The sequence below is a fragment of the Streptomyces sp. NPDC096105 genome (assembly GCF_044763335.1).
Classification (GTDB): domain Bacteria; phylum Actinomycetota; class Actinomycetes; order Streptomycetales; family Streptomycetaceae; genus Streptomyces.
Genome location: NZ_JBIWGC010000002.1, coordinates 303,622 through 326,430, shown reverse-complemented (window position 1 = coordinate 326,430; position 22,809 = coordinate 303,622). Strand labels below are relative to the sequence as shown.

Sequence of the window (22,809 nt, the reverse complement as noted above, 5' to 3'; positions counted from 1 at the left end):
GAACCGGCGTCCGATCAGGGCGCACGGTGTTCGGCCGGAGCGCGGGGCGCTCCGACTGGGTCGCAGGGTGTCCGGCTAGGTCGCGGGGTGTTCGACCGTCGCCAGGTAGAGCTTCACGTAGCGCTCCACGTCCACGTCCAGGCCGACGTCCACGAGGGCCTGCTCGCGGATGCCCTCGTGGAGCTCCGACTCGCCGGGGCGGGGACGGCGGTCGACGATCGTCTGTCCGCGCGCCGGGCCGGGCGCCAGGGACACCTCGACCGGCAGGCGGTGGGTGGTGAGCCCCTCCGGGTCGGCGACCGCGCACAGCGCGCCCGCGTCGCCGAGGCCGCCGGAGTCCTCGGCGGGGTCGTCGGGGCGGCTGCCCGGGTGGGCGGGACGGTGGGCGAGCAGGTCGCCGGCCAGCCGGGCGCCCGGTTCGGCGCTCGCGCGCAGCCTCCGCACGTCGGCGCCGGGGACGACGACCCGGGTGAACACGTCCAGCCCGTACATGGTGATCGGCACGCCCGCGGTGAGCAGGATCGCGGCGGCCTCCGGGTCGTGCCACACGTTGAACTCGGCCACCGGGGTGGCGTTCCCGGCGCCCGCCGCGCCGCCCATGAACACGATCCGCTCGATGTTGCGGGTGACCTCGGGGTGGGCCCGCAGCAGCAGGGCGATGTTGGTGAGCGGCGCGGTGGGCACGAGGGTGACCGGGCGCGGCGAGGCGAGGATCTCGCGGCGCAGCAGGGTCACCGCGTCCACGTCCGCCGGGGTCCTGCGCGGGGCGGGCAGGCCGAGGTCGCCCATGCCGTCGTGGCCGTGGACGTGGCGGGCGGAGCGCGGCGCCTCGATCAGCGGACGCTCGGCGCCCCGCGCCACCGGGACGTCCGGCGCGCCCGCCGCCTCCAGCACGGTCAGCGTGTTGCGCACGACGCCGTCCACGTCCGTGTTCCCGGCCACGCAGGTGACGGCCCGCAGGTCGATCCCGGGGTGCCGTACGGCGAACAGCAGCGCCAGGGCGTCGTCGACGCCGGTGTCGCAGTCGATGATCACCGGGACCGGCCGGCCGTTGCGCACGACGGACTCCTTCTCGAGGCGGGTCTGCCCGTCGACCTTACGCGGGCTCCCACAGCGCGGTCCCGCGTGCGCGCACCCGCTCCTCGACGCGCCGCAGGAATTCCGCCACCGGCAGCACACCGGGCCGCCGCCCGTCCCGCAGGCGCACGGCGAGCCGGTCGTCCCCGGCCTCCCGCGCGCCGAGCACCGCCTGGTACGGCACCAGCCGGGCCCGGCGGATCCGGGCGCCGAGACTGCCCTCGCCGGGTCCGCCGACCTCCGCCCGCAGCCCGAGTCCGGCGGCCTGCCGGACGACGGCGTGGGCGCGTTCCTCCTGGTCCCCGCCCACCGGCAGCACCACCAGCTGCACCGGGGCCAGCCACGGCGGGAAGGCGCCGCCGTGCTCCTCCAGCAGGTGGGCGACGGCCCGCTCCACGCTGCCGATGACGCTGCGGTGCACCATCACCGGCCGGTGCCGGGCGCCGTCCGGGCCGGTGTGGCGCAGCCCGAACCGCTCGGGCTGGTGGAAGTCGATCTGCACGGTGGACAGGGTGGACTCGCGGCCCGCCGGGTCGGTGATCTGCACGTCGATCTTCGGGCCGTAGAAGGCCGCCTCGCCCTCGACGGCCTCGTACGCCACGCCGGACGCGTCCAGCGCCTCGCGCAGCAGGGCGGTGGCGCGCCGCCACAGGGCCGGGCCGGCGGCGTACTTCCCGCCGCCGCCCGGCAGCGACAGCCGGTGGCGGGCGGCGCGGATGCCCAGGTCGGCGTAGGCGCGGGAGATGAGCGCGAGGGCTCCGGCGGCCTCCTCGGCGGCCTGGTCCGGGGTGCAGAAGATGTGCGCGTCGTTGAGCTGGATGGCCCGCACCCGGGTCAGTCCGCCGAGCACGCCGGACCGCTCGGAGCGGTACATCCCGCCCAGCTCGGCCATCCGCAGCGGCAGTTCGCGGTGGCTGCGGGTGCGGGAGCGGAAGATCAGGGCGTGGTGGGGGCAGAGGCTGGGGCGCAGCAGCATCTGCTCCCCGCCCAGCTCCATCGGCGGGTACATGTCGTCGCGGTAGTGGTCCCAGTGCCCGGGGAGTTCGTACAGCTCGCGTTTGCCGAGCACGGGCGAGTACACGTGCCGGTAACCGGCCGCGCGTTCCGCCTCGCGGACGTACTCCTCCAGGGTGTGCCGTACGACGGCACCGTCGGGGAGCCAGTAGGGCAGGCCCGCGCCCATCAGCGGGTCGGTGTCGAACAGGCCGAGTTCACGGCCGAGGCGTCGGTGGTCGTGCACGGCGCCCTCCTCGGGGTCGGGAGGCGAGCACCACGCGCGGCGAAGCCCCGGGGCACTCGCCCCGGGGCTTCGTCAGCGGTCAGCTGTCAGCGCGCCGGGACGTCCTCCGGCGTCGTCGTGCGGGACACGCGGGCGCGCTGCATGCGGCGGACGCTAGCAGCGGGCGGCCGGCGGGCGCACCCGGTTTCCGCGGCCCCGGCGGGACCGTGCCCGGTGCTCACCCGGACGGCTCGCCTCGCTGGTGGGGGGCCTGTCCCGGTGGTGCCGTAGGAGCACGTCCGCCACTCCCGCCGTGTCCGCCCGTGGACGGCCCGGCCCCCAGGAGGCATCCGATGACCCGTGCCCCGGCCCGCGCCCGCACCCTCCTCGCCTCCGCCCTGTCGGTCACCGCCCTGCTGATCACGGCGGCCTGCGTGGCCTACGACCGGGACGTCCCGCGCGCGCTGCCCCAGGGGGTGTCCGAGCCGCCCGCCGAGACGTCGCCCTCCCCGTCCCCGTCCCCCTCGGCGTCCTCCTCCGCCGTGACCGACACCGAACGGTCCACGCCCGTGCTGAACGACGAGCAGCTCGAGGCGGCGCTGATCACCGCGGCGGACCTCGGCCCGCCCTGGGCGGCCGGCCAGGGGGCGGCGCTGTGGCGCGACGGCACGCTGAAGGCGACCACGGACGACGGCGACTGCCGGCGGCTGCTGGAGGTCCTGTACACGGAGGAGCCGTTCGGCGTCCCGGCGGGGCCGCGCGCCTCGGTGACCCTGGACGACACCGCCGAGGGCGCCCAGCTGCGCGAGCAGGTCGGCGCGCACCGCCCGGACGACGTGGAGCGCGCGCTGGTCTGGCTGGGCACGCTGCCCGAGAAGTGCGGGAGTTTCCGGGCGGAGACCGCACGGTCCGGCACCCAGGACGTCGAGGTGACGGAGCTGCGCCTGCCGGACACCGCCGGGGACGCCCGCGCCGCGCTGCGGGTGACGCTGACCGGCGGGGCGCCGGACGCCATCCCGGCCCGGCTCACGGTCGACCTCGCGGCGATCCGCGTCGGCGAGGACGCGGTCGTCCTCACCAACGGCGGATTCGGTGAGGTGCGGGCCGAGGTCACCCGGGCGATGGCCCAGCTCGGCGCGGACCGGCTCGCGGAGGTCGCCCGGCAGGAACGGCTGCGGGTCTGAGGAGACCGACCCGGGAATCCTTCGGGACTCAGCTCATGCCGTCGACGGCCTGCTTGGCCTCCACCAGGCTCGCGCCGGTGGACTCGCGGTACAGCTTGACCGCCTGCACCTGCTTGCCGTCACGCACCAGGGCGAGGATCTCGTCCCTCCTCGGCACCTCCTCCTCCAGTCCCAAGTGACCCAGGACGAGGTCGAGTTTGCGTTCCACGCGGGCGACACGGCGCTCGGAGCGGGAGAGATGGGTCTGGATCGAGGCCACGCCGAGGATCACGACGCAGGTGAGGAAGAGGATGGCTGTGTCCATGACCCGTCAGCCTAGGCCGTGGACGGGAGCCGATCGCCAGGGACGGGCGGTCAGGGCGTGTCGAAACGCCGCCGGCGGGCGACGACGTCGACGGCCGCCTCCAGCACGGTGAGGCCCTGTGCGAAGGCGTCGCCGCGCAGCCGGGCCAGGGCCTCGTCGGCGCCCACGCCGAGCTGGGCCATGATCATGCCGACCGCCTGGTGCACCCGGTCGTGGTCGGCGGCCAGCCCGCTGAGCCAGCCCCCGTCGCCGTCCCGCGCGTCGTACGGCAGGTCCGTCAGCGCGACCGTCATCACGCAGGCCACCAGCAGCGCCACGCGCAGCTCACGCGCGGTGAGGCCGCCGGGGGAGCCGCGGTAGAGGTCGAGGGTGCCGACGCAGACGGCGGAGGAACCGAGGGGCAGCGCGTACACGGCGCGCACGCCGGAGCCGAGCGCCTGCTGCACGAACACCGGCCAGCGGTCGGCGCAGTCCCCGTCCGCCAGGTCGCGGACGAGCACCGGGGCGCCGGTCCGCAGCACGTGGTGGCAGGGGCCGTCGCCGAGGGTGGCCTGCACCTGGGCGAGCCGCGCGGCGCCGGCGCCGGACGCGGCGAGCTGAAGGGGCATGCTGTCGCCGCGCAGCGACACGGACGCGCCGTCCACCGGCAGCAGGTCCACGGCCACCGCGCACAGCCGCCCCGGCACCTGCGCGGGACCGGCCCCGCGCAGCCCCGCGGCGATGGCGCCGGCCACCCGCTCGTGCCCCCCGCCACCCGCACCCCGGTCCTGCCCGCCTCCTGGGACGTTCCCGGGCCGCACGCCAACCACATCCCCTCACCAGCCGAAACGCGGTCTGACTACCCGGGGCGGGGCGAGCGAAACCGGGCGGCACCCGGCGAGCCGGGGTCACTCCCGGGGGGTGTGGGGCGTGCGGATACGAGCGGGGTGCCCGGGGCGTCGCCCAGGGCGTTCGCGGGGGGGTGCGGGTGTCGGGCGCGGGCATCGGCGCGAGGGCGAGGGTGAGGCCGGGACCCGGCTCACCCCCCTTGTCTCACACCGGTGGCTGTGCCGGGGCCGGTCCCAGGGTGGTCGTGCCGGGGGCCGTGCGGTGGCCGAGGCCGGTGCGGTAGGCGTCCAGCGCCGCCTCCACGCGGCCCGTGCGGCGCAGGAGGTCGCCGAGGAGGCGGCACAGGTCGGCCAGGTCGCCCGCCGCGCCCGCGCGTTCCAGCAGGCTGAGCGCGCGGACGTAGTGCTCCTCGGCCCGCTCCGTGTCCCGGGCGTCCTCGGCGATGATGCCGAGGAGCCGGTGCGCGGCCGCCGCGTGGACCGCGCCCCGCTCGGGGGAGAGCCCGCCCAGCACGTCCTTCAGCAGCTCAGCGGCTTCCTCGGACCGGCCCCGCCGGTGCAGTACGTCCGCCAGTTCGACGGTGAGCTGGCTGCTGTACAGGGTCGCGCGGGTCGCGGACAGCATGCGCAGCGCCTCCCGCATCTCCGCCTCGGCCTCGGCCAGTTCGCCGTTCTGCGCGTGCACGTAGCCCCGCATCCAGTGGCAGTTGGCCAGCTCGGTGCGCAACTGCAGTTCCCGGTACAGCTCGGCCGCCTTGGCCAGTGAGGCGTCCGCCTCCGCCAGGCGGCCCTCGGCGAGCAGGGTGCGGGCCACCGACCGGTGCATGCGCGCCACCAGCGCCGGGTCGCCGGACTGCGGGGCGAGCGCCAGCGCGAACTCCGCGGCCTGCGCGGCCCGCGCGTGCGCCCCCATGTCCATGTACGGCCCGATGACGCTGGCGTACAGCAGGAGCAGCGCGTCCGGGTCGTGCAGGCCGCCCCGGTTCAGCTCGTCGATGGTGGTCTCCAGCAGGTACACCGCGTACCGCAGCTCCCCCGCGAGGTAGTGCGCGACGGCCCGGCCGCGCAGCGCCGGCACCCGCGCGGGCAGCGGCGCGTCCGCGAGCCGCGCCTCCGCTTCCTCGAAGTACCGTTGCCCGTCCACGAGTTCACCGGTGTCCAGCGCGCACTCCCCGAGTCCGAGCAGCGCGGCGGCCTGCTCCTCGGGCAGCTCCTGCGCCTCCGCCTCGGCCAGCAGCGCCGTGTACTGCTCCACCGCCGACTCCGCCTCGCCGACGGCGAGCGCGCGCTGCGCCTCGGTCAGCCGCATCCGCAGTTCGGTCACCCGCCGCGCGGAGCGCCCGGTCGCCAGTTCGTCGAACTCGACCCCGAGCCGCTCGGCGAGGTGCCGCAGCGCGTCGTCGGAGGGGCGCACCCGGCCGGCCTCCAGGGTGGAGACGTAGGCGGGGGTGTACACCGGTTCCGCCAGCTGTCTCTGGGTCAGCCCGCGCGCCACGCGCAGCCGCTGCACCCGGCGTCCGATCGTGCCCGGCTCGTCCCGCTCCCCCATGCCAACTCCCCCAGTGCCACTTGCCGTTCGCGTCGGACAGCCCCTAGGTTAAACCGTGAATTAAACCCGCTTAACCCGTCGCTGTTGCGAGGTCGCCGTGCTGGAACGCACCCGCCCCACCGAGCGTTACGCCCGAGGACTCATCGCGGCTCTCGCCGCGGTCGCGGCGCTTCTCCTCGCGGCGAACGCGGGACCGGCCGGGACCGTCGGCCCGGACGCCGACCGCGGGACCACCGCGCCGGTGGAGGTGGAGGCGGCGGAGCGGTAGGGCGGCGGCCCTCGGCCGGGACGGCCCTCAGCCGGGCAGGGCGCCGCGCAGCCCCTCGTCCAACAGCCGGGCCAGTTCCTCGTCGCCGAGCGGGGCTCCGTCCACGAGCGGGCCGAGCCGCGTGATGAAGGTCTGGGTGAGCGCGCCGTAGAGCGGGGTCCTCGGGCGGTGCACGGCCTCTTCCAGCGCCCGCAAGGTCGTGTCCGCGTGGGCGGGGCGGCCCCCGCCGTCCCGCGGCACCTGATCGGCGCCCTCCCCCGTCGGGGACGGCGAGGGCGCGGCGGACACGCCCTCGGGGCAGCGCACCACGTCCCGGTAGGCCGAGTCGCGGGTCGCCGCGAACCCGGCCTCCAGCAGGCAGCGCGCGCTCTCCCGTCCCGTGAGGTACCGGATCAGCTCGGTCGCCTTCCGGGCCCGCTGCGACGCCTTGGTCACCGCCAGGTTCTGCCCGCCGAGAACCGCCCGCCCGGGCAGCTTCGCCACGCCGACCCGGTCCCCGAACACCCGGTACAGCGTGGGGTAGGCGGAGGGCCAGGCACGCAGGAAGGCCGTGCGTCCCTCGACGAAGTCGCTGGTCGCGGCCGCCTCGTCGGAGGTGGCCGCGTCCTGGAGGGTGTACGCCGGCTCGATGCGGCGGCGCAGTTCCGTCACGCCCTCGGTGAGCTGCTCCACGTCGCCCGTGTAGCGGCCCTTCTCGTCCACCAGCGCCAGGCCGGGCACCGCCGACGCGAACGCCTCCACCGCGTTGACGGTGCGGCCCTCGTACGCGGCGAGCTGGGTGGTCCAGCCCTTGGCGAAGACGCCGGCGGGGAGCTTCGTGTGCAGGGTCTCGACGTGCCCGCGCAGCTGGTCCCAGGTGAACCCCTCCGGGACGAACGGCTCCTCGACGCCCGCCCGCCGCAGGAGGTCGCGCCGGTAGTAGAGCAGGCCGACGTCGCTGTTGAACGGCGCCGCGTAGACCTTCCCGTCCCAGCGGGCCGTCTCGGCGACCGGACCGATCACGTCCTCGTCCACGATGTCGTCCGGCAGCGCCCGCACCAGCCCGGCCTCGGCGAACTCCGGCACCCAGGTGACGTCCAGGTTCACCACGTCGTACTCGGCGCTGCGGGACTGCAGGGCGCCGAGCAGCTGGCTGCGCTGCTCGTCGGCGCTGCCCGCGAGCTCCACCAGCCGGGCCCGGTACTGCGAACCCGCCTGCCGCTCACGCCGGTTCCACGCGTCGATGAGCTGCTGGCGCACGCCGTTGCTGCCGGTGACGTCCCGGCCGCTGGCGACCACGATCGTGCCGGGCACGTCCTCGGCGGCGGTCGCGGCGGACGTCTCCGCCCCGCCCCGGCCGCCGGTGCAGGCGGCGAGCAACAGCAGCAGCAGCGCCGGCAGTGCGGCGAGCCGTCGCGGCATCAGCCCTCCCCCGTTCCGGTGCGTGCGATCTCGTCGTGCAGGGCCGCGCCCAGGTCGTCCCCCGCGTCCAGGCACCGCCCGCCGCTCGCGTCGGCGATGCGGCGGTCCGGCCGGCCCGGGTCGCAGCCGCCGCTGCCCAGGACGGCCACGGTCACCGGAACGCCGCTCGCCCCGGCCCGGTCGAGCACCTCGGTCAGCCGGCCGCCGCTCAGCGTCTCGCCGTGCTCGCCGTCGGTGATGTGCACGATCATCTGCGGCCGTCCGTCGCCGCCCCGCCGGTCCATCGCGTCGAACGCCGAGAGCAGCGCCGCGTGCGGGTCGGCCGTGGCGTCCCGCACCCGCGCCCGCTCCTCGACGGCGCGCTGGGCGTCGGTCCGCCGGTGGGCGCCGATGCCCAGCAGCGTCTCGTAGGGGCCGTCGTCGGTGTCCGCCACCGACCAGACGCCGTACTCGTCCTCGGCGCCCAGCCCGCCCAGTGACTGCCGCAGCAGACCGGGGCCGCCGCTCGGCCCCTGCCAGAGGTCGGCCATGGAGCCGGAGCTGTCCAGCAGGAACAGCACCCGGCCCGGCCCCCCGTACGCCTGGTAGGCGCGCAGCGCCCGCTCCATCGCGTCCCGTCCGGCCGACTCGTCGAGCGGGCTGGGCGCGCGCAGCACGCCGTCGGCGACGGTCTCCCCGTCCAGCAGCTCCCGGGTGTAGGCGGAACGGAAGCCGTGGCCGGCGAACACCGCGCGGCCGTCCTCGCCCGCCAGCCAGTCGCGGAAGGCGCTCGCCGCCGCGTCCCGCTCCGTCCCGTCGCGGTCGCCGCCGTTCCAGCGCACCCGCACGAACACCGGCTCCACCCCGGGCACGTCCTGCGGGTACTGGGCCATCCGCGGGCTGCGGGTGGTGCTGTCGCAGTCGACGCCGCTGCGCAGCAGGAACTCCGGGACGAGGGCGGCGGTGCGGTCGTCCACGGTGTCGTCGTCGGGCAGCGCGCACAGCAGGTCGCCGGCCGTGGGGGAGGGCGAGCCGGACTGCGCGACCAGGCGCTCCCCGGAAGCGACGGCGCTCGCGTCGGCACCGTACAGGCCGACGGTGGCGAGCAGTCCGGAGTCGGTGAACTCGGGGTCGGGGCGGCGCACGTCCGCGTCCTCGGCGCGGACGGTCAGGTCCTGGATCATCTCGGTCAGGTTCAGTCCGGTGCGCTCGTCGTAGGCGTCGGCGGCGATCTGCTGCGGCACGGCCAGCACGACGGGGGAGTAGGCGAGCGGCGGCTCCCGCGGTTCCAGGACCGCGACGGCGTCCGTGTCCTGCTCGGCCCGCACCCGGTCGACGTCGGCGCGGGAGGCGGGGATCCACACGTCCGGCTGCGGGCCGAGGTCCCGCTGCGGGTCGACGTCGTCGTCCCGCGGCTCCTGCCAGTCGCCGGTGTGCCGCCGCAGCGCGCCGACCACGTCGGAGGAACCGGCGCTGTAGACGGTGACGCCGGTGCGGCGGCAGCCGGCGTCGGTGGTGTTCTCCTCCGAGCCGAGATAGGCGTCGGCGGCGGCGCGTACGGGCCGCTCCAGGTCCGGGTCGGTCAGCACCCTCAGTTCGAGCGGCGGGGCGCAGTGGGCGCCGTCGCCGGCCGGACCCAGCGCGCAGTACAGGCCCAGGCCGAGCAGACCGAGGGCGAGCAGCACGGTCAGGGCGAGCCACCACCGCTTCAGCGCGCTCAGGGCGGACAGCCACCGCTTCAGCACGGCCAGGACGGACCGCCACCCCTTCAGCACGGCCGGCCACCACGGCGGACGGGGGTCCGGGCCCGGGTCCGGCGGGCCGGGGTCCGAGGCGCCACCCGGCCCGCCCGGTAAGCCCGGTAAGCCCGGTCCCGGGAGCGGGACCTGAGGACCGTCGTCCTTCCCCAGCGGGACGTCGACGCCCGCTTCGACCCGCAGCTGCGGCTCCCAGGGGTCTCCGCGCTCGGTGCGAAGGCCCCGCGCGGCCATCCGCTCCCGCAGCCGGGCGGCGAGCTCCGAGACGGTCGTCCCGCCCCCCTCCCCCAGCACCGCCGCCAGCTCCTCCGTGAACGGCGTGGGCGTCTTGGGGTCGCCCGCGTCGATCCGGTGGTTCGCCTGCACGCTCATCAGCACCGCGACGCGCCGCTTGTCCCCGAAGAGCTCCCACACCCGGGCCGCGTTGCCCGCGAAGCAGCAGTCCAGGACCACCACGATCCGGCGCGCCGCGCTGGTGGCCAGGACCGTCGCCATCAGGTCGCTGAACTTCTCGGCCCCGGAGAAGACCGTGTGCTCACCGGCGATCACCCGGGCGTCCCGCATCTGCAGGTACAGCTCGTCGCCCCCGCTGGGGATCGCCCCGTGCCCCGCGAAGTAGACCAGCAGCAGCCCGCGGGCCTCCTTGGCGGCCCGCTGCAGCACCCGCGCCGTGTCGGCGAGGTACGGCGACGGCAGCGTCCTGATCTCCTGCTCCGCGAACACCCGCCCGCGCACCAGCGCCTCGCGCAGCATGGTCAGGTTGTGCCGGACCGCCGGCAGGTCGCCCGGCACCCCGTGCGGCGGCTTCGTGAAGTCGTACTCGGACACACCGATCAGCAGCGCCCGGTCCCTCGGCTCCCCCGCGTCCTGAGGCTGCACCGGTCTACCCGTCGTCGCGGTTCACCGGTTCGACGCTGTCCTGCGGCGGATCGCCGTGCTCGACCTGGCGGCGGTTGTCGCGCCAGGCCTTCACACCCCGCTTGACCTGCTCCAGCAGCTCCTGGAACACCACGGTGGCGCCCGCCGACGTGACGGCGATGACGATCTCCTGGCTCGTCCCCATCGGGGTGCCGCCGTGCTCGGTGGCGGGTCTCACGAGGATCCGCACCTTCCCGTCCCGCGCCAGGTCGTCCAGCGGTTTCTCCCGCTCCAGCCAGTTGCGCAGGGCGGTGATGTCCCCCTCCGTCGCGCTCCGGTCGAGCCGTATGCAGATGTCCTGGTCGGCCACTCCGTCCCCCTCAGCCATGACTCACCATCATGGCACCGCGGCCGCTCCCTGGGGAGGGTCCGTACGCAACTGTCCGGCGGGCACCGCCGCGCGCCCCTGCACCTCCCGCAGCCGGCGCCGCACATGCTCCACGGCCCCCTCCCGGCGCCCCGGCACCCGGCTCCTCAACTCCACGAGCTGCAACCCCAGTTCACGGACCCGCACCGGGTCGTCGATCCGGCCCCACTGGTGGTGGGCGCGGTCCACGGCCGCCTCGACGGCGGGCGCGCCGGCCGGCTGTCCGGCGGCCAGCCGGGTGCCCGCCAGCGCCATCCACGCGCGGCAGCTGCGCACCGCGTCGCCCGCCAGCATCGCCAGGTCCGCGCGGACCTCCGTCCAGTGCAGCGCCTCCTCGGACACCGGCCCGTGCGCCAGCCCCGCCGCCTGCTCCAGCCGCGCGGCCAGCGCGTCCGCCTCCGCGTGCCGCCCCGCGCGCACGGCCGCCGTGACCGCCGCGTGCGGGTCGCCCGGCAGCGGTCCGTGCTGCGCCAGCACCAGGTCGGCGCCCGCGCTCTCCGGCGCGATCCGGGCCAGCGTCCGCTGGTGCAGCTCCTCGTCCGGCATCCGCCGCCCGCTGCGCAGCAGCGTCGCCAGCGCCTTCATGTACGCCGGCGCCGCCACCTGGCGGCGCGACGGCGGCGGTGCGACGCGACCGTAGACGGCGGCGTCCCGCCCGCAGTCCAGCGGGAACGGCCGGCCCGGCGCCGACGGCGCGGACAGCGCCTGCCAGGTGTCCGGGTCGGCGTGCAGATCGAGGAACAGGGTCGTCGCGCCGGCCGGGCGCAGCCGCAGCTCGTCCCGGAACCAGTGCCAGGGCAGCGCCGTGTAGCGCACGGTCGCCGGGGTGGTGCGGGCCAGCGCCAGGTGCGGCAGCCGCTGCCTGCGGTCCAGCCGCAGCTCCCCCGCCACGTACACGGTCAGCGGGCCGGGCGCGGCGGCCGCCGCCCGCAGCCGGGTCAGCACCGCCTGCGGCTCCAGCGGGTCGGCCAGCTCCACGACGTTCGCGGTGTCCGCGCCGGACAGCACCGCGGGGGGCACCGCCGCCAGCACGGGGAGCACGGACGCCGCGTCCACCAGCCGTCCACGGCCCAGCGGCGACGCCGCCAGCAGCAGCACGGTCCCGGACATGGTCCCCTCCCCCTGTCGATCGCCCACGGCAGCACCGTAACGGCTGCGGTCGCGAACGGGGGCGTCACAGCGGTGAACGTCCCCCTTCGCGGCGTTCGGCCCCCGCACCCCGGGCGCGCCGCACCGCGAACGCGGTGGTGTCGTCCGCCAGCCGTCCCCGGCAGTGCCGCAGCGTCCGGTCCCGTACGACGTTCACCAGCCGGGCGGGGGCCGTCAGCCGCGGGTCGGCGGCCACGGCCCGCCGCACCTCCTCCGCGACCTTGAAGAAGCGGCCGTCCCGGTCCCGCGCCTCCGTCACCCCGTCGGTCACCACCAGCAGCGTCTCGTCGGCGCCCAGACCCACCCGGCGCACCGGAGGGGGACCGGGCGCGAGGTCGCGGTAGCCGAGCGGCAGCCCCCCGGCCGCCGTCAGGTGCCGCACCCCCGACGGGCTCACCGCCAGCGGGGGCTCATGACCGAAGACGACGGTGTCGACGACGCCGTCCTCGTCCGCGGGGAAACCGAGCAGCACGGCCGTCGCGAACCGGTCGCCCTCCGCCCGGCCGAGGGCGGCGGTGTAGGCGCGGTGCCGCGCCATCCGCGCCTCCAGCCGGTCGGCGACCGTCGCCAGGTCCGCCTCGTGGAAACCCGCCTCGCGGAACGTGCCGAGCAGCACCGCCGCCGTCTCCACCGACCCCAGCCCCTTGCCCTGCACGTCCCCGACCAGCACGCGGGTGCCGTGCGGGCCGGGCTGGATGTCGTAGAAGTCGCCGCCGACCCGGGCCTGGGTGTCGGCGGTGAGGTACATCCCTGCGTGCTCCAGGCCGCCCCAGCCGGGCGGCAGCGGCCGCAGCACCGTGCGGCGCACGGTGTCCGTCACGTCCCGCATGTGCAGCGCGCGGCGCTCGCCGCGCACCCGCACCACGCACGCCAGCGTGGCGAGGACGCCGCCGAGGGCGACCAGGATGAAGTCGGGCAGGCCCGCCTGGAACTGGTGCGGCCAGGCGCTGTCGACCAGGGTGTACGTGCCCATGGCCAGCACCGCGAACACCGCCGTGCCCCACACCCCGCACAGCGCGGCGGCGATGCCCGGCACCAGCACGATCCAGGAGATGATCCGGAACTCGCCGGTGGTGTTGTAGTCGGCCACCGCGATCGCGACGAGCAGCAGCAGCGGCGGCGCCCAGGCGACGCTGCGGCCGCGTACGCGCAGCAGCTGCTGCCGCTGCACGACGTCGCCCGGGCCGGCCGTCGGGTACGGCTCGGGCCGGGCGTGTCCTGTGGTGGCCGGACTCACGGCCCCAGCGAAACACGCGGCCGTGGCGCCCGCATCCCCTCCCCCTGGCCGCGCCCGGACGGCCCCGGGCGGCCGAGTTGCCGCCCGGGCGCGGCAGGTGTGCCCTGAAGGGACGGGGGACGCAGGAAGGAGTGCTCCCATGACGCATGCGGCGCCCCGGTCCCGGGGCATGATCGAGCAGAGCCGCACCACCGACGTCTTCGACGCCCGCACCCACCGCATGGCCCAGGTGGTCCTGCCCGTCCTCGCGGGGGTCGTCTACGGCTACTGGGCGGCGGCGAACCGCCGCTACGGCGGTCCCATCACCGGCTCGAACCTGCTGCTCGGCATCCTCACCGGGCTGGTCTTCACCGGGGTCCTCATCACGCTGCTCACCCTGGCCCCGAGACTCCGCCGCGGACCCCACGCGCTGGTCTGGGCCGCCTTCGCCGGCTGCGCGGTCGGCTTCCTGTACAGCCAGTCCAACCCCAGCATCTACCGCTCGGTGGGGGTGGGCGTGGGCCTCATGGTCGGCACCTTCGTGATCCTGTTCTACCGCTACTACACCAAGGAGGACGCGGAGGGGAACCGCCCGGAGTGAGACCGGCGGGGGCTTCCCCGGCGGACACCCGCGGGCGTGGGCCCGGCCGCGGGCGCCGGGCCTCCCGGGGGCGCTCCGCCCGTTCGGGGGGTCACCGCTCGCGCCGGCGGGGGCGGGCGTCTTGCCTGGAGGGGTGGGTTCCTGGAGCGGTCCTCGTCAGGCGCGGGTGCGGGACGTCGTCGGCGCGGTGTGCGTCGCCGTCGCGTGTCTGCTCGTGCCGTGCGGCGTACTGGCCGGGTGGGCGGCGTTCGGGCTCGCCGACACCGGGCGGTACGTCCGTACCGTCACACCGCTGGCCGGCCACCCCGACGTGCGGGAGGCCGTCGCGGACGCCGTCGGCGACCAGGTCGTGCGGGAGCTGGAGGCGCGGGCCGCGGACGGGGCCGCCATGGGGCCGTTCGTGCGGGACGCGATCGAGTCGTTCACCCGTACGGACGCGTTCCGCACGGCGTGGGAGGCGGGGAACCGGGCCCTCCACGACGCGGTGCTGCACGCCCTGCGCGACGACGCGCCCTCCGGCGGACCGGTCACCGTCGACCTCGCGCCCGTCACCGCCCAGGTGAAACAGCGGCTCGAGGCCGGCCGCATGCCCTACGCGCACCGCATCCCCGTCGAGCACACCGAGGTCCCCGTGGTCCCGGCCGAGGAGGTGGCCGGGCTCCGCCAGGGCTACCGGCTGCTGGACGCCGCCGCCCTCTGGCTGCCCCTCGCCGCCGTGACCCTCGCCGTCACCGGAGTCGCGGTCGCCACGTCCCGCCGCCGCGTCCTCACCGCCGCCGGTCTGGGCACCGCGCTGGGCGGCGCCCTGCTCGCCCTGGCCGTCACGGCCGGCCGCCGGCTGACCCTGGCCGACCTGCCGGACCCCGTCCACCGCCCGGCGGCCGCCGCGGTCTACGACGCCCTCACCGACGCCCTGCGCACGGCGTCCTGGCTGCTCCTCGCCCTGGGCGCGGCGGTGGCCCTGACCTGCCGGCTGGCCGGCCGGCCCGTACTCCGTCGCGGTCGCCCCGCCCCGGCCACGCCGGCACCGGCCCCGACCGACGCCCGCACCTGACCGAAGCCGCCGGCACGGCGTCCGGCGCGCGCGTCGGCCGCCCCCGGCCTCCGAGGAGCCGGCGGCCGGCCGCGTCCGCTTCCTCTGCCTCGGCCGCCACACCCTTGTCACCGGCCCCCGCCCCGCGCGCGGACGGCGGTGCGGGCCGCCCCGCGAGGGGACGGCCCGCACCGGACGGGACACGCAGGGGTCAGCGCCCGGACTTCTCCAGTGCCTTCTCCGCCTGGTCGAGCGCGGCGGCGAAGCCGCCCGCCCACAGCTGGTTCACCCGCGCCCGCTCCGCGGCGTTCGGGTAGGCGTTGGTGCAGGACGGGCCGGGGCCTCCGCCGGACATCAACTCGCTGCACGGACCGGAGTAGCGGTCCGGCAGGCCCAGCACGTGACCGGTCTCGTGCGCGGTCACCCGCGTCGAGTCGTAGGTCCGGTTCTGGGCGTAGTCGAGGAAGATGTAGCCGTGGCCGCGGCCGTCGGTGGAGGCGTACGAGCCGCGCCGGTCGTTGCCCTCGCGGTACGAGAAGTCGGCGCCCGAGGTGCCCGCCTGGAGTCTCACGTTGGAGACCGAGCTGTTCCAGATCTGGGTGCTGCGGGCTATCTGCGTGGCGAACGTGGGCGCCTGGGAGGCGTTGTAGACGATGGTGACGGCGGCGGCGCCGGTGGGATCGGCGGCCCGCTTCTCGGCCACCGACTCCAGCACGGCCTGGAAGAACGCGCGGCTGGCGGCGGCCTCCTCGGACGAACCGGCGTACGCGGCGTACGTGTCGGCGGGGGCGAGGGGGGCCTCGGCGGCGCCGGCCGGGGCGGCGCCCAGACCGAGCGCGGTCAGGCTCAGACCGGCCGCGGACAGCACGGACAGGGGCATGCGCAGGCGCATGGACGACTCCTTCGGTGGGGGGTGAGTCACATGTCACCGGTGAGTGTCCGCGCCTGTGCGGCGGCTGTGATGATGGCAACCGGTGATAGGACCGGGCTATCGGCGCTCCCCGCCACGGGCCGCCCGCATCCCCGTCCCGTCCCGGTGTCGAAGACGTCCGACTACGCCTGGACGGACGGCATTTGGACGTCTGGTGAAACCTGAACTTCCCGCTTACCCTCCCAGGACATGGAGCTTGAGGTCCGGCACCTCAGGGCGCTGTGCGCGATCGCCGACACGGGCAGTCTGCACCGGGCCGCACGCCATCTCGGCGTGGCCCAGCCCTCGTTGAGCACGCAGTTGCGGCGCATCGAACAGGAGCTGGGCGGTGCCCTGTTCGTCCGCGCCCGCACCGGCTGCCGTCCCACCCCCCTGGGCCGGCTGGTCCTCAGCCGCGCCCGCCCGCTCGTCACCGAGCTGCGCTCCCTGGTCACCGAGGCCCGCGCCGCCGCCGTCGGCGGCCGTCAGCTGCGCATCGGCTCCACCGCCAGCCGCGCGCTGGCCGGCTGGCTGCGCCGCCTGCGCCGGCACTGGCAGGAACCCACCCTGCACATGGACGTCTCCGCCAACGCCCTGCTGCGCATGGTCGCCGACGGCCAGCTCGACGTCGCGTTCGTGCACGAGGTCGAGGGCTGCCCGCTGCACGTCCCGGACGGCCTGCGCACCCGCGTCCTCATCGCCCGCGAACCGCAGTTCGTCTCCCTGCCCGCCGACCACCCGGCCGCCGCCCGCCCGGTCGTCCACCTCTCCGACCTGGCCCACGACCGCTGGATGATCGACCCGGCGGTCGACGGCGAGTGGGACGCCGTACGGCGGATTCTGCGCGAGGCCGGGATCGACCCGCCCGTGCTGCACGGCGACTACCACACGGCCGCGTCCCTGGTCGCGATCGGCGAGGTCGTCACCGTCTGCCAGCCGACCTCGCCCTCCCGCCCCGAGGCGGCGGTCCGCCGTCTCGCCGGCGACCCGCTGGGCGTGCGGCTGCTGCTGGCGGCGCGCACGGACACGGAGCTGGAGGGTGTGTACCCGCACCTGGCGGACGCCTACCAGGAGGTGGCCCGGCAGGCCCCGGCGTACCGGGAGTGGCTGGAGGAGCGGGTGCCGGGGGTCTGATCCCCCGGCACCGGCTCCGGTCCGGCGTCAGACGCCGATGTCCCGCCCGTCCGCGCGCCACACCGCGACGACCGCCGGGCGGACGTACGTGCCGGGCCCGTCGGGCCAGGTGCTGGCGGGCCGCTCCACGGTCGCCCCGTTCACCTCGCCCGGATGCTGCACGGCGACCAGCACACGCCGGTCCTGGATGACCGGGCCGCAGGTCTCCGCACCCGTCGGCACGGTCAGGAACTGCTTCAGCTCACCGCGCCGCTCCCCGCGCGTGGCGACGCCGAAGAGGCCGTCGTGGGAGCCGAGGGCGCTGCCGTCGGTGGAGATCCACAGGTTGCCGTGCGCGTCGAAGGCGACGTTGTCCGGGCAGGAGATCGGGCTGACGGCGTCCTTGGGGAAGCCGGCGAAGTACGTCGCCGGATCCTCCGGGTCGCCCGCGACGAGGAACAGCGACCAGGCGAACCTCGTGCTCTCCGGCCGGTTCCACCGCTCGGTGAGCTCCAGGACCTGGCCGTGCTTGTTGGCGTGCCGCGGGTTCGCCTCGTCCGCCTTCGGGTGGGAGCCGACGCCGCGGTTGGAGTTGTTGGTGAGCGCGAGGTACACCTTGCCGGTGACCGGGTTGGGCTCGATGTCCTCGGGGCGGTCCATCTTCGTGGCGCCGACCTTGTCGCCGGCGAGACGCGTGAAGACGAAGACCTCCTCGGCGGTCATGCCCTCCACGTGCGAGACGGCGCCGCGGGCGGTCGCGGTGGCCAGCGGGATCCACTCGCCGCTGCCGTCGAACTCCCCGTCCCTCGGCAGCTTCCCCGTGCCGTCGATCTCGAAGGCGGGCGAGTCGCCGGTGAGCTTGGCGACGTAGAGCGTGCCCTCGTCGAGCAGCGAGAGGTTGTGCTCGCGGGCCGCGCGGCTGTTGCCGTGCCGCATCCGCTTGCTGCCGACGAACTTGTAGAAGTAGTCGAACCGCTCGTCGTCGCCGGAGTAGACGACCGGCCGCCCGTCGTGCGTCAGCCGCACGGTCGCGCCCTCGTGCTTGAACCGGCCGAGCGCGGTGTGCTTGCGCGGGGTGGAGTCGGGGTCGTACGGGTCGAGCTCGACGACGTAGCCGAAGCGGTGCGCCTCGTTCGGCTCCTGGGCGAGGTCGAACCGCTTGTCGAACCGCTCCCACTTGCGCTCGGTCGCACCGCTGCCGATCCCGTACCGCTTGTCCGTGGCGCTGCTGCCGTGGGCGAAGTACTGGTTGAAGTTCTCCTCGCCGTGCAGGGTGGTGCCCCACGGGGTGGTGCCGCCGGCGCAGTTGTTGAGGGTGCCGAGCACGCGGGTGCCGCTCGGGTCGGCGGAGGTCTTCACCAGGTCGGAGCCGGCGACGGGACCGGTGAGCCGGAACTCGGAGGTGGCGGTCAGCCGCCGGTTGAGGTGGTGCCGTCCCACGGCCGTGAGCCTGCCGCTCCTGTGGTCGCCCTCCACGGCGACGACGGCGAGACCGTGCGCGGCCCAGGCGATCTCCACCTGCTCGCGCGTCGGGTTCTCCGGGTCGTAGTCCCGGAACATGAGGATCTCGTCGGTGTACTCGTGGTTGGCGACCAGCAGCTGCCGGTTCCGCTCGCCCTTCAGGGGCAGCAGCGCGAGGAAGTCGCAGTTGTACCCGAACTGCCCGGCCTGCGCCTTCGCGCTCTGCCGCTCCGGGTCGAAGGCGGGCGCACCGCGCAGGATGGGCTCGCCCCAGCGGATGACGACGTTCTGCCGGTAGCCCTCCGGCACGGTGACGGCGTCACGGGTGTTCGGCGGGACGGGGGTGAACCTGAGGCCCCGGGCACCCTTGGGGGCGTGAGGTGTGCGGCCCTTGGCGGCCGGGGCCGCCTGCGCCTCGGGGGCGGCGGCGACGCCCACCGCGCCGGCACCGGCCGCGGCGACGGTCACGACGGCGGCGGCCCGCATCATCGAACGACGGCTGAGGGCGCCGGCGACGATGTCACCGACGTACTCGTTGTCACTGGTGTTGGGCACCTCGTGGAAGCAGGCGTCACCACACCGGAAACGGCAGGTCAGGGCGGACCGGCCGCCGGGATGCGCACCGGACGGCGTTCCGATCAACGGCAGCAGCTTTCGCACGTGTTCTCTCCTTGGCATGCCCGTGGTGTCAGCGTGACCGTAGGAGCACACGGGTGCGACGACCGGGCGCGGGAGTGAACGACGGGTGAAGCCGGGGCGGCATCAAGGGGGCGTGCACCGGAGCGGGCGGACGGCTCGCGCCGACCGGATCGCGCCCTTGACAGAGACGATCCCGTACACCCCACCCTGCCCAAGATCGCCCCCGAGGGCCGCTAACCTTACGTGTCCGTCCTGGCCAGGGTTTGACGGGCACCAACTCACGCGAAGGGTTGCGCACATGGGCATTCTCACTCTCCTGCGGAACGCGTTCGGCCGGTCACGTAGAGCGAAGTCCGCCGAAGCGGAGGGTGCGGCGCCGGCCGCCGAGGCGACGGAAACGGCGGCTCCGACGACGCCCGAGCCGTCCCCGGAGCGCACGGTCCCCTCCCCGTCCCCGGAGCCGTCGGCTTCCGCGGGCACCCCGGCGACTCCGGCGACCCCAACGACCTCGACGGTCCCGGAACCACGTGAAAGCGACGAACACGACCTGGTGAGCGCGGCTTTCGACAGGGTGTCGGTCCCACGTCCGACGCGGCCGTCCGGCGAGGAGGAGAAGCGGTGGACGGAGACGCCGAAGCCGGAGCGGGCAGCGGAGACGCCGAAGCCGGAGCGCGAGGCTGAGGCGCCGGAGACGGAGGCCGGGGCGCAGGCGCCGGAGACGCAGCCCGAGGAGACGACTCCGGAGCCGAAGACGGCCCCTGAGGCGGAGCCGAAGGCCGAGGCGGAGCCGGAGAGCAAGCCCACCCCGGAACCGACCGCCGAGGCGAAGCCCGAAACCAAGCCCACCCCGGAGCCGGAGCCGAAGACCGAGGCGAAGGCAGAGCCGGAAGCGGAGCCGGAGCCGGAGGAAGCCCTCGTCAGGACCGAGGCGGCGACCACGGCCGAGGAGCCCGAGGCTGAGCCCGAGGCCGAAGCCGACGCCGACGCCGACGCCGAACCGAAGACAGAGGCGACCCCGGAGCCCAAGCCCAAGGCTGAGCCCGAGGCCGAAGCCGACGCTAGCGCCGAAGCCGACGCCGAGCCGAAGACAGAGGCGGCCCCGGAGCCCGAGGCCGCCGCCGAGCCGGAGGCAGCACCCCGGTCCGAGGCCGAGGGAACCGCCGAGCCCGGGGCAAAGGCGGAGCCGGAGCCCGAGCCGGTGCCCGAACCGAAGCCCGCAGCTCAGGCACCGGGACCGGAATCGGCACCGGAACCGGAGTCCACGCCGGAGGCGACTCCCGCAGCCGCCGACGACGAGCAGGCCCCACAGGGGCCACCCGCACCCGACGACGAGACCCGCACGGGTGGTGCGGGTGGGAACGAAACCCCGGCCGAAGGCGAAGCCGAGGCCGAGGCCGAACCCCGCACGGCCCCCGCCGGCAAGCCCGCCGCCCCCGCCACCCCTGCCACCGCGCTCCGCGACACCACCCTCACCACCGCCTACAAAGCCGCCGGCACCGTCCTCGAGCAGCACAACCTCACCGGCGCCCGCGCCAAGGTCCACCTCGTCCTCGACCGCTCCGCGTCCATGCGCCCGTACTACAAGGACGGCTCGGCCCAGGCCCTCGCCGAGCAGGCCCTCGCCCTGGCCGCGCACCTGGACACCGAGGCCACGCTCCACGTGACGTTCTTCTCCACCGAGCTGGACGGCACTGGCGAGCTGACCCTCTCCGACCACGAGAACAAGATCGACAAGCTGCACGCGGAGCTCGGCCGGATGGGCCGTACCAGCTACCACGCGGCCGTCGAGGCGGTCCTCGGCCGGCACGCCGAGGAGCCGGCCGGCACCCCCGCCCTGGTGATCTTCCAGACGGACGGCGCCCCCGACGCCAAGACCCCGGCCACCAAGGCCCTCACCGAGGCCGCGGAGAACCACCCCGGCGTGTTCTTCTCCTTCGTCGCCTTCGGCGAGCACGACAACAAGGCGTTCGACTACCTCCGCAAGCTCAAGACCGGCAACACCTCCTTCTTCCACGCGGGCCCGGCCCCCCGCGAGCTCACGGACAAGGAGCTGTACGAGGGCGTCCTGGCGTCCTGGCGCCCGTAGGAAGCACTGCCCTCACCCACCCCACGGGGGGTGGACGGAGAGAGGGACGGAACCCCCGTCCACCCCCGTCCACCCCCCGAAACGCGTGTGAGTCGATCTCCCCGGGACCAGTAGGATTTCGCCCATGGCGGCCACTGGATCAGAGAAGCAGGGGGCGAAGGCGTTCTACGTCACGACCCCCATCTACTACGTCAACGACGCTCCTCACCTGGGCCACGCCTACACGACCGTCGCAGGCGACGTGCTCACCCGCTGGCACCGCCAGCGGGGCGAGAAGGTGTGGTACCTCACCGGCACGGACGAGCACGGTCAGAAGATCATGCGCACGGCCGAGGCGAACGGGGTCACCCCGCAGGCCTGGGCCGACAAGCTCGTCACGGAGGCCTGGAAGCCCCTGTGGGAGCACCTCGACATCGCGAACGACGACTTCATCCGCACCACGCAGAAGCGGCACACCGACCGCGTCCAGGAGTTCGTGCAGGACCTGTACGACAAGGGCGAGATCTACAAGGGCGGCTACGAGGGCCCGTACTGCGTGGGCTGCGAGGAGTACAAGCTCCCCGGTGAGCTGCTCGACGGCGAGGGCGAGTACGCGGGCCAGAAGCTGTGCCCGATCCACAAGAAGCCGGTGGAGATCCTCAGCGAGGAGAACTACTTCTTCAAGCTCAGCGAGTACAGCGAGAAGCTTCTCGCGCACTACGAGGCCAACCCCGGCTTCATCCAGCCGGAGTCCGCGCGCAACGAGGTCGTGAACTTCGTCCGCCAGGGCCTGCAGGACCTCTCCATCTCGCGCTCGACGTTCGACTGGGGCGTCAAGGTCCCGTGGGACGACAGGCACGTCATCTACGTGTGGGTCGACGCGCTGCTGAACTACGCGACGGCGGTCGGCTACAACGAGAACCCGGAGAAGTTCGGGTCGACGTTCCCCGCCGACGTGCACCTGGTCGGCAAGGACATCCTCCGCTTCCACGCGATCATCTGGCCGGCCATGCTGATGGCGCAGGGCCTGCCGCTGCCGGGCAAGATCGCCGCGAACGGCTGGCTGATGGTCGGCGGCGAGAAGATGAGCAAGTCGAACCTGACCGGCATCAAGCCGCAGGACCTGACCTCGCACTTCGGCGTGGACGCGTACCGCTGGTACTTCCTGCGCGCGATCGCGTTCGGCCAGGACGGCTCCTTCTCCTGGGAGGACTTCTCCGCCCGCTACACCAGCGAGCTGGCCAACGACTACGGCAACCTCGCCTCCCGTGTGGCGGCGATGGTCGGCAAGTACTTCGGCGGCGAGCTGCCGGCCGCGACGGCCGACGGCGACGCCGAGAAGGCGGTCCACGACGGCCTGGCGAAGGCGGTCGAGGAGGCCGACCGCCGCATCGGCGAGGAGCTGGACTTCCAGGGCGGCATCCTGGCGGTCTTCGACTTCGTGAAGCAGGTCAACGGCTACATCACCGAGCAGGAGCCCTGGAAGGTCGCCAAGGACGACTCGCCGGAGGGCAAGGCCCGCCTGGCGACGATCCTCTACACGGCCGCGGAGTCCCTGCGCGCGGTGGCCGTCCTGCTGAACCCGGTCATGCCGGAGACCTCCCAGAAGCTCTGGGACTCCCTCGGCGCGGAGCCCTCCCTGGGCGCCCTCGCCGACCAGAAGGTCCAGGAGTGCGGCACCTGGGGCCTGCTCCCCGCCGGCTCCACGGTCACCAAGGGCGCGGTCCTCTTCCCCCGTCTCGAGGAGAAGCCCACCGCGTAACACGCTCGCT

19 protein-coding genes are annotated in these 22,809 nt (G+C 74.9%); 7 read left to right on the top strand and 12 right to left on the bottom strand.

The genetic code is table 11. From position 1 onward, the window contains the following. Positions 1-75: 75 nt before the first annotated feature. Entirely contained in the window at positions 76-1,059 is a 984-nt protein-coding gene (locus ACIQ8B_RS04255; protein WP_290002658.1) for a nucleoside hydrolase, read from the bottom strand. Positions 1,060-1,096: 37 nt separating this feature from the next. After that, on the bottom strand, positions 1,097-2,317 hold the full coding sequence (thrS, locus tag ACIQ8B_RS04250) for a threonine--tRNA ligase (protein WP_403545126.1): 1,221 nt from the start codon (positions 2,315-2,317) through the stop codon (positions 1,097-1,099). A gap of 332 nt (positions 2,318-2,649) precedes the next feature. Between thrS and ACIQ8B_RS04245 the strand changes: the two genes are divergently transcribed. Next, positions 2,650-3,480 (top strand): hypothetical protein, encoded by an 831-nt coding sequence (locus ACIQ8B_RS04245; protein WP_290002655.1) that lies wholly within the window; start codon positions 2,650-2,652, stop codon positions 3,478-3,480. 28 nt (positions 3,481-3,508) lie between these two features. Here the strand turns inward: ACIQ8B_RS04245 and ACIQ8B_RS04240 are convergent, their stop codons facing one another. The 3 genes from ACIQ8B_RS04240 to ACIQ8B_RS04230 all read right to left on the bottom strand — a co-directional run bounded on the left by ACIQ8B_RS04240 (position 3,509) and on the right by ACIQ8B_RS04230 (position 6,160). Then, positions 3,509-3,784 (bottom strand): hypothetical protein, encoded by a 276-nt coding sequence (locus tag ACIQ8B_RS04240; protein WP_403545124.1) that lies wholly within the window; start codon positions 3,782-3,784, stop codon positions 3,509-3,511. A 50-nt stretch (positions 3,785-3,834) separates the two neighbouring features. Then, positions 3,835-4,593: a GAF and ANTAR domain-containing protein gene (locus ACIQ8B_RS04235; RefSeq protein WP_403545122.1), complete on the bottom strand. Its 759-nt coding sequence runs from the start codon at positions 4,591-4,593 to the stop codon at positions 3,835-3,837. Between the two features lie 223 nt (positions 4,594-4,816). Then, a complete protein-coding gene (locus tag ACIQ8B_RS04230) occupies positions 4,817-6,160 on the bottom strand; it encodes a tetratricopeptide repeat protein (protein WP_403545120.1) in 1,344 nt (447 codons plus the stop codon). Positions 6,161-6,257: 97 nt separating this feature from the next. Between ACIQ8B_RS04230 and ACIQ8B_RS04225 the strand changes: the two genes are divergently transcribed. Next, complete coding sequence (locus tag ACIQ8B_RS04225; protein WP_198602511.1) at positions 6,258-6,428, top strand: hypothetical protein; 171 nt, start codon at positions 6,258-6,260, stop codon at positions 6,426-6,428. A 27-nt stretch (positions 6,429-6,455) separates the two neighbouring features. Here the strand turns inward: ACIQ8B_RS04225 and ACIQ8B_RS04220 are convergent, their stop codons facing one another. The 5 genes from ACIQ8B_RS04220 to ACIQ8B_RS04200 all read right to left on the bottom strand — a co-directional run bounded on the left by ACIQ8B_RS04220 (position 6,456) and on the right by ACIQ8B_RS04200 (position 13,236). After that, positions 6,456-7,829, bottom strand: a complete 1,374-nt coding sequence (locus ACIQ8B_RS04220) for an extracellular solute-binding protein (RefSeq protein ID WP_403545118.1) — start codon at positions 7,827-7,829, stop codon at positions 6,456-6,458. Then, positions 7,829-10,444: a substrate-binding domain-containing protein gene (locus ACIQ8B_RS04215; protein ID WP_403545116.1), complete on the bottom strand. Its 2,616-nt coding sequence runs from the start codon at positions 10,442-10,444 to the stop codon at positions 7,829-7,831. The genes ACIQ8B_RS04220 and ACIQ8B_RS04215 overlap by 1 nt, the downstream gene beginning before the upstream one ends. Before the next feature lie 4 nt (positions 10,445-10,448). Further along, entirely contained in the window at positions 10,449-10,811 is a 363-nt protein-coding gene (locus tag ACIQ8B_RS04210; protein WP_290002636.1) for a hypothetical protein, read from the bottom strand. 9 nt (positions 10,812-10,820) lie between these two features. After that, on the bottom strand, positions 10,821-11,960 hold the full coding sequence (locus tag ACIQ8B_RS04205; protein ID WP_403545114.1) for a hypothetical protein: 1,140 nt from the start codon (positions 11,958-11,960) through the stop codon (positions 10,821-10,823). Positions 11,961-12,024: 64 nt separating this feature from the next. Next, positions 12,025-13,236 (bottom strand): PP2C family protein-serine/threonine phosphatase, encoded by a 1,212-nt coding sequence (locus tag ACIQ8B_RS04200; protein WP_290002629.1) that lies wholly within the window; start codon positions 13,234-13,236, stop codon positions 12,025-12,027. A gap of 139 nt (positions 13,237-13,375) precedes the next feature. On the opposite strand from ACIQ8B_RS04200, the gene ACIQ8B_RS04195 reads away from it, so the two are divergent. Further along, positions 13,376-13,816: a hypothetical protein gene (locus ACIQ8B_RS04195; protein WP_403545112.1), complete on the top strand. Its 441-nt coding sequence runs from the start codon at positions 13,376-13,378 to the stop codon at positions 13,814-13,816. A 133-nt stretch (positions 13,817-13,949) separates the two neighbouring features. After that, a complete protein-coding gene (locus tag ACIQ8B_RS04190) occupies positions 13,950-14,870 on the top strand; it encodes a hypothetical protein (protein WP_403545110.1) in 921 nt (306 codons plus the stop codon). 190 nt (positions 14,871-15,060) lie between these two features. Here the strand turns inward: ACIQ8B_RS04190 and snpA are convergent, their stop codons facing one another. Continuing rightward, the gene (snpA, locus tag ACIQ8B_RS04185) at positions 15,061-15,741 is read right to left on the bottom strand and encodes a snapalysin (RefSeq protein ID WP_403545108.1); all 681 of its coding nucleotides are present in this window, start codon (positions 15,739-15,741) and stop codon (positions 15,061-15,063) included. A gap of 228 nt (positions 15,742-15,969) precedes the next feature. Here snpA and ACIQ8B_RS04180 point away from each other — a divergent pair, with 228 nt between their 5' ends. Next, complete coding sequence (locus tag ACIQ8B_RS04180) at positions 15,970-16,893, top strand: LysR family transcriptional regulator (RefSeq protein WP_366251509.1); 924 nt, start codon at positions 15,970-15,972, stop codon at positions 16,891-16,893. Between the two features lie 27 nt (positions 16,894-16,920). On the opposite strand, the gene ACIQ8B_RS04175 is transcribed toward ACIQ8B_RS04180, so the two are convergent. Beyond that, positions 16,921-18,993 (bottom strand): PhoX family protein, encoded by a 2,073-nt coding sequence (locus ACIQ8B_RS04175; RefSeq protein WP_403545106.1) that lies wholly within the window; start codon positions 18,991-18,993, stop codon positions 16,921-16,923. Between the two features lie 277 nt (positions 18,994-19,270). Between ACIQ8B_RS04175 and ACIQ8B_RS04170 the strand changes: the two genes are divergently transcribed. Together ACIQ8B_RS04170 and metG are read left to right on the top strand one after the other, a co-directional pair. Continuing rightward, positions 19,271-21,058: a VWA domain-containing protein gene (locus tag ACIQ8B_RS04170; RefSeq protein ID WP_403545104.1), complete on the top strand. Its 1,788-nt coding sequence runs from the start codon at positions 19,271-19,273 to the stop codon at positions 21,056-21,058. A 124-nt stretch (positions 21,059-21,182) separates the two neighbouring features. Beyond that, on the top strand, positions 21,183-22,799 hold the full coding sequence (gene metG, locus ACIQ8B_RS04165) for a methionine--tRNA ligase (RefSeq protein ID WP_106413311.1): 1,617 nt from the start codon (positions 21,183-21,185) through the stop codon (positions 22,797-22,799). Positions 22,800-22,809: the final 10 nt, after the last annotated feature.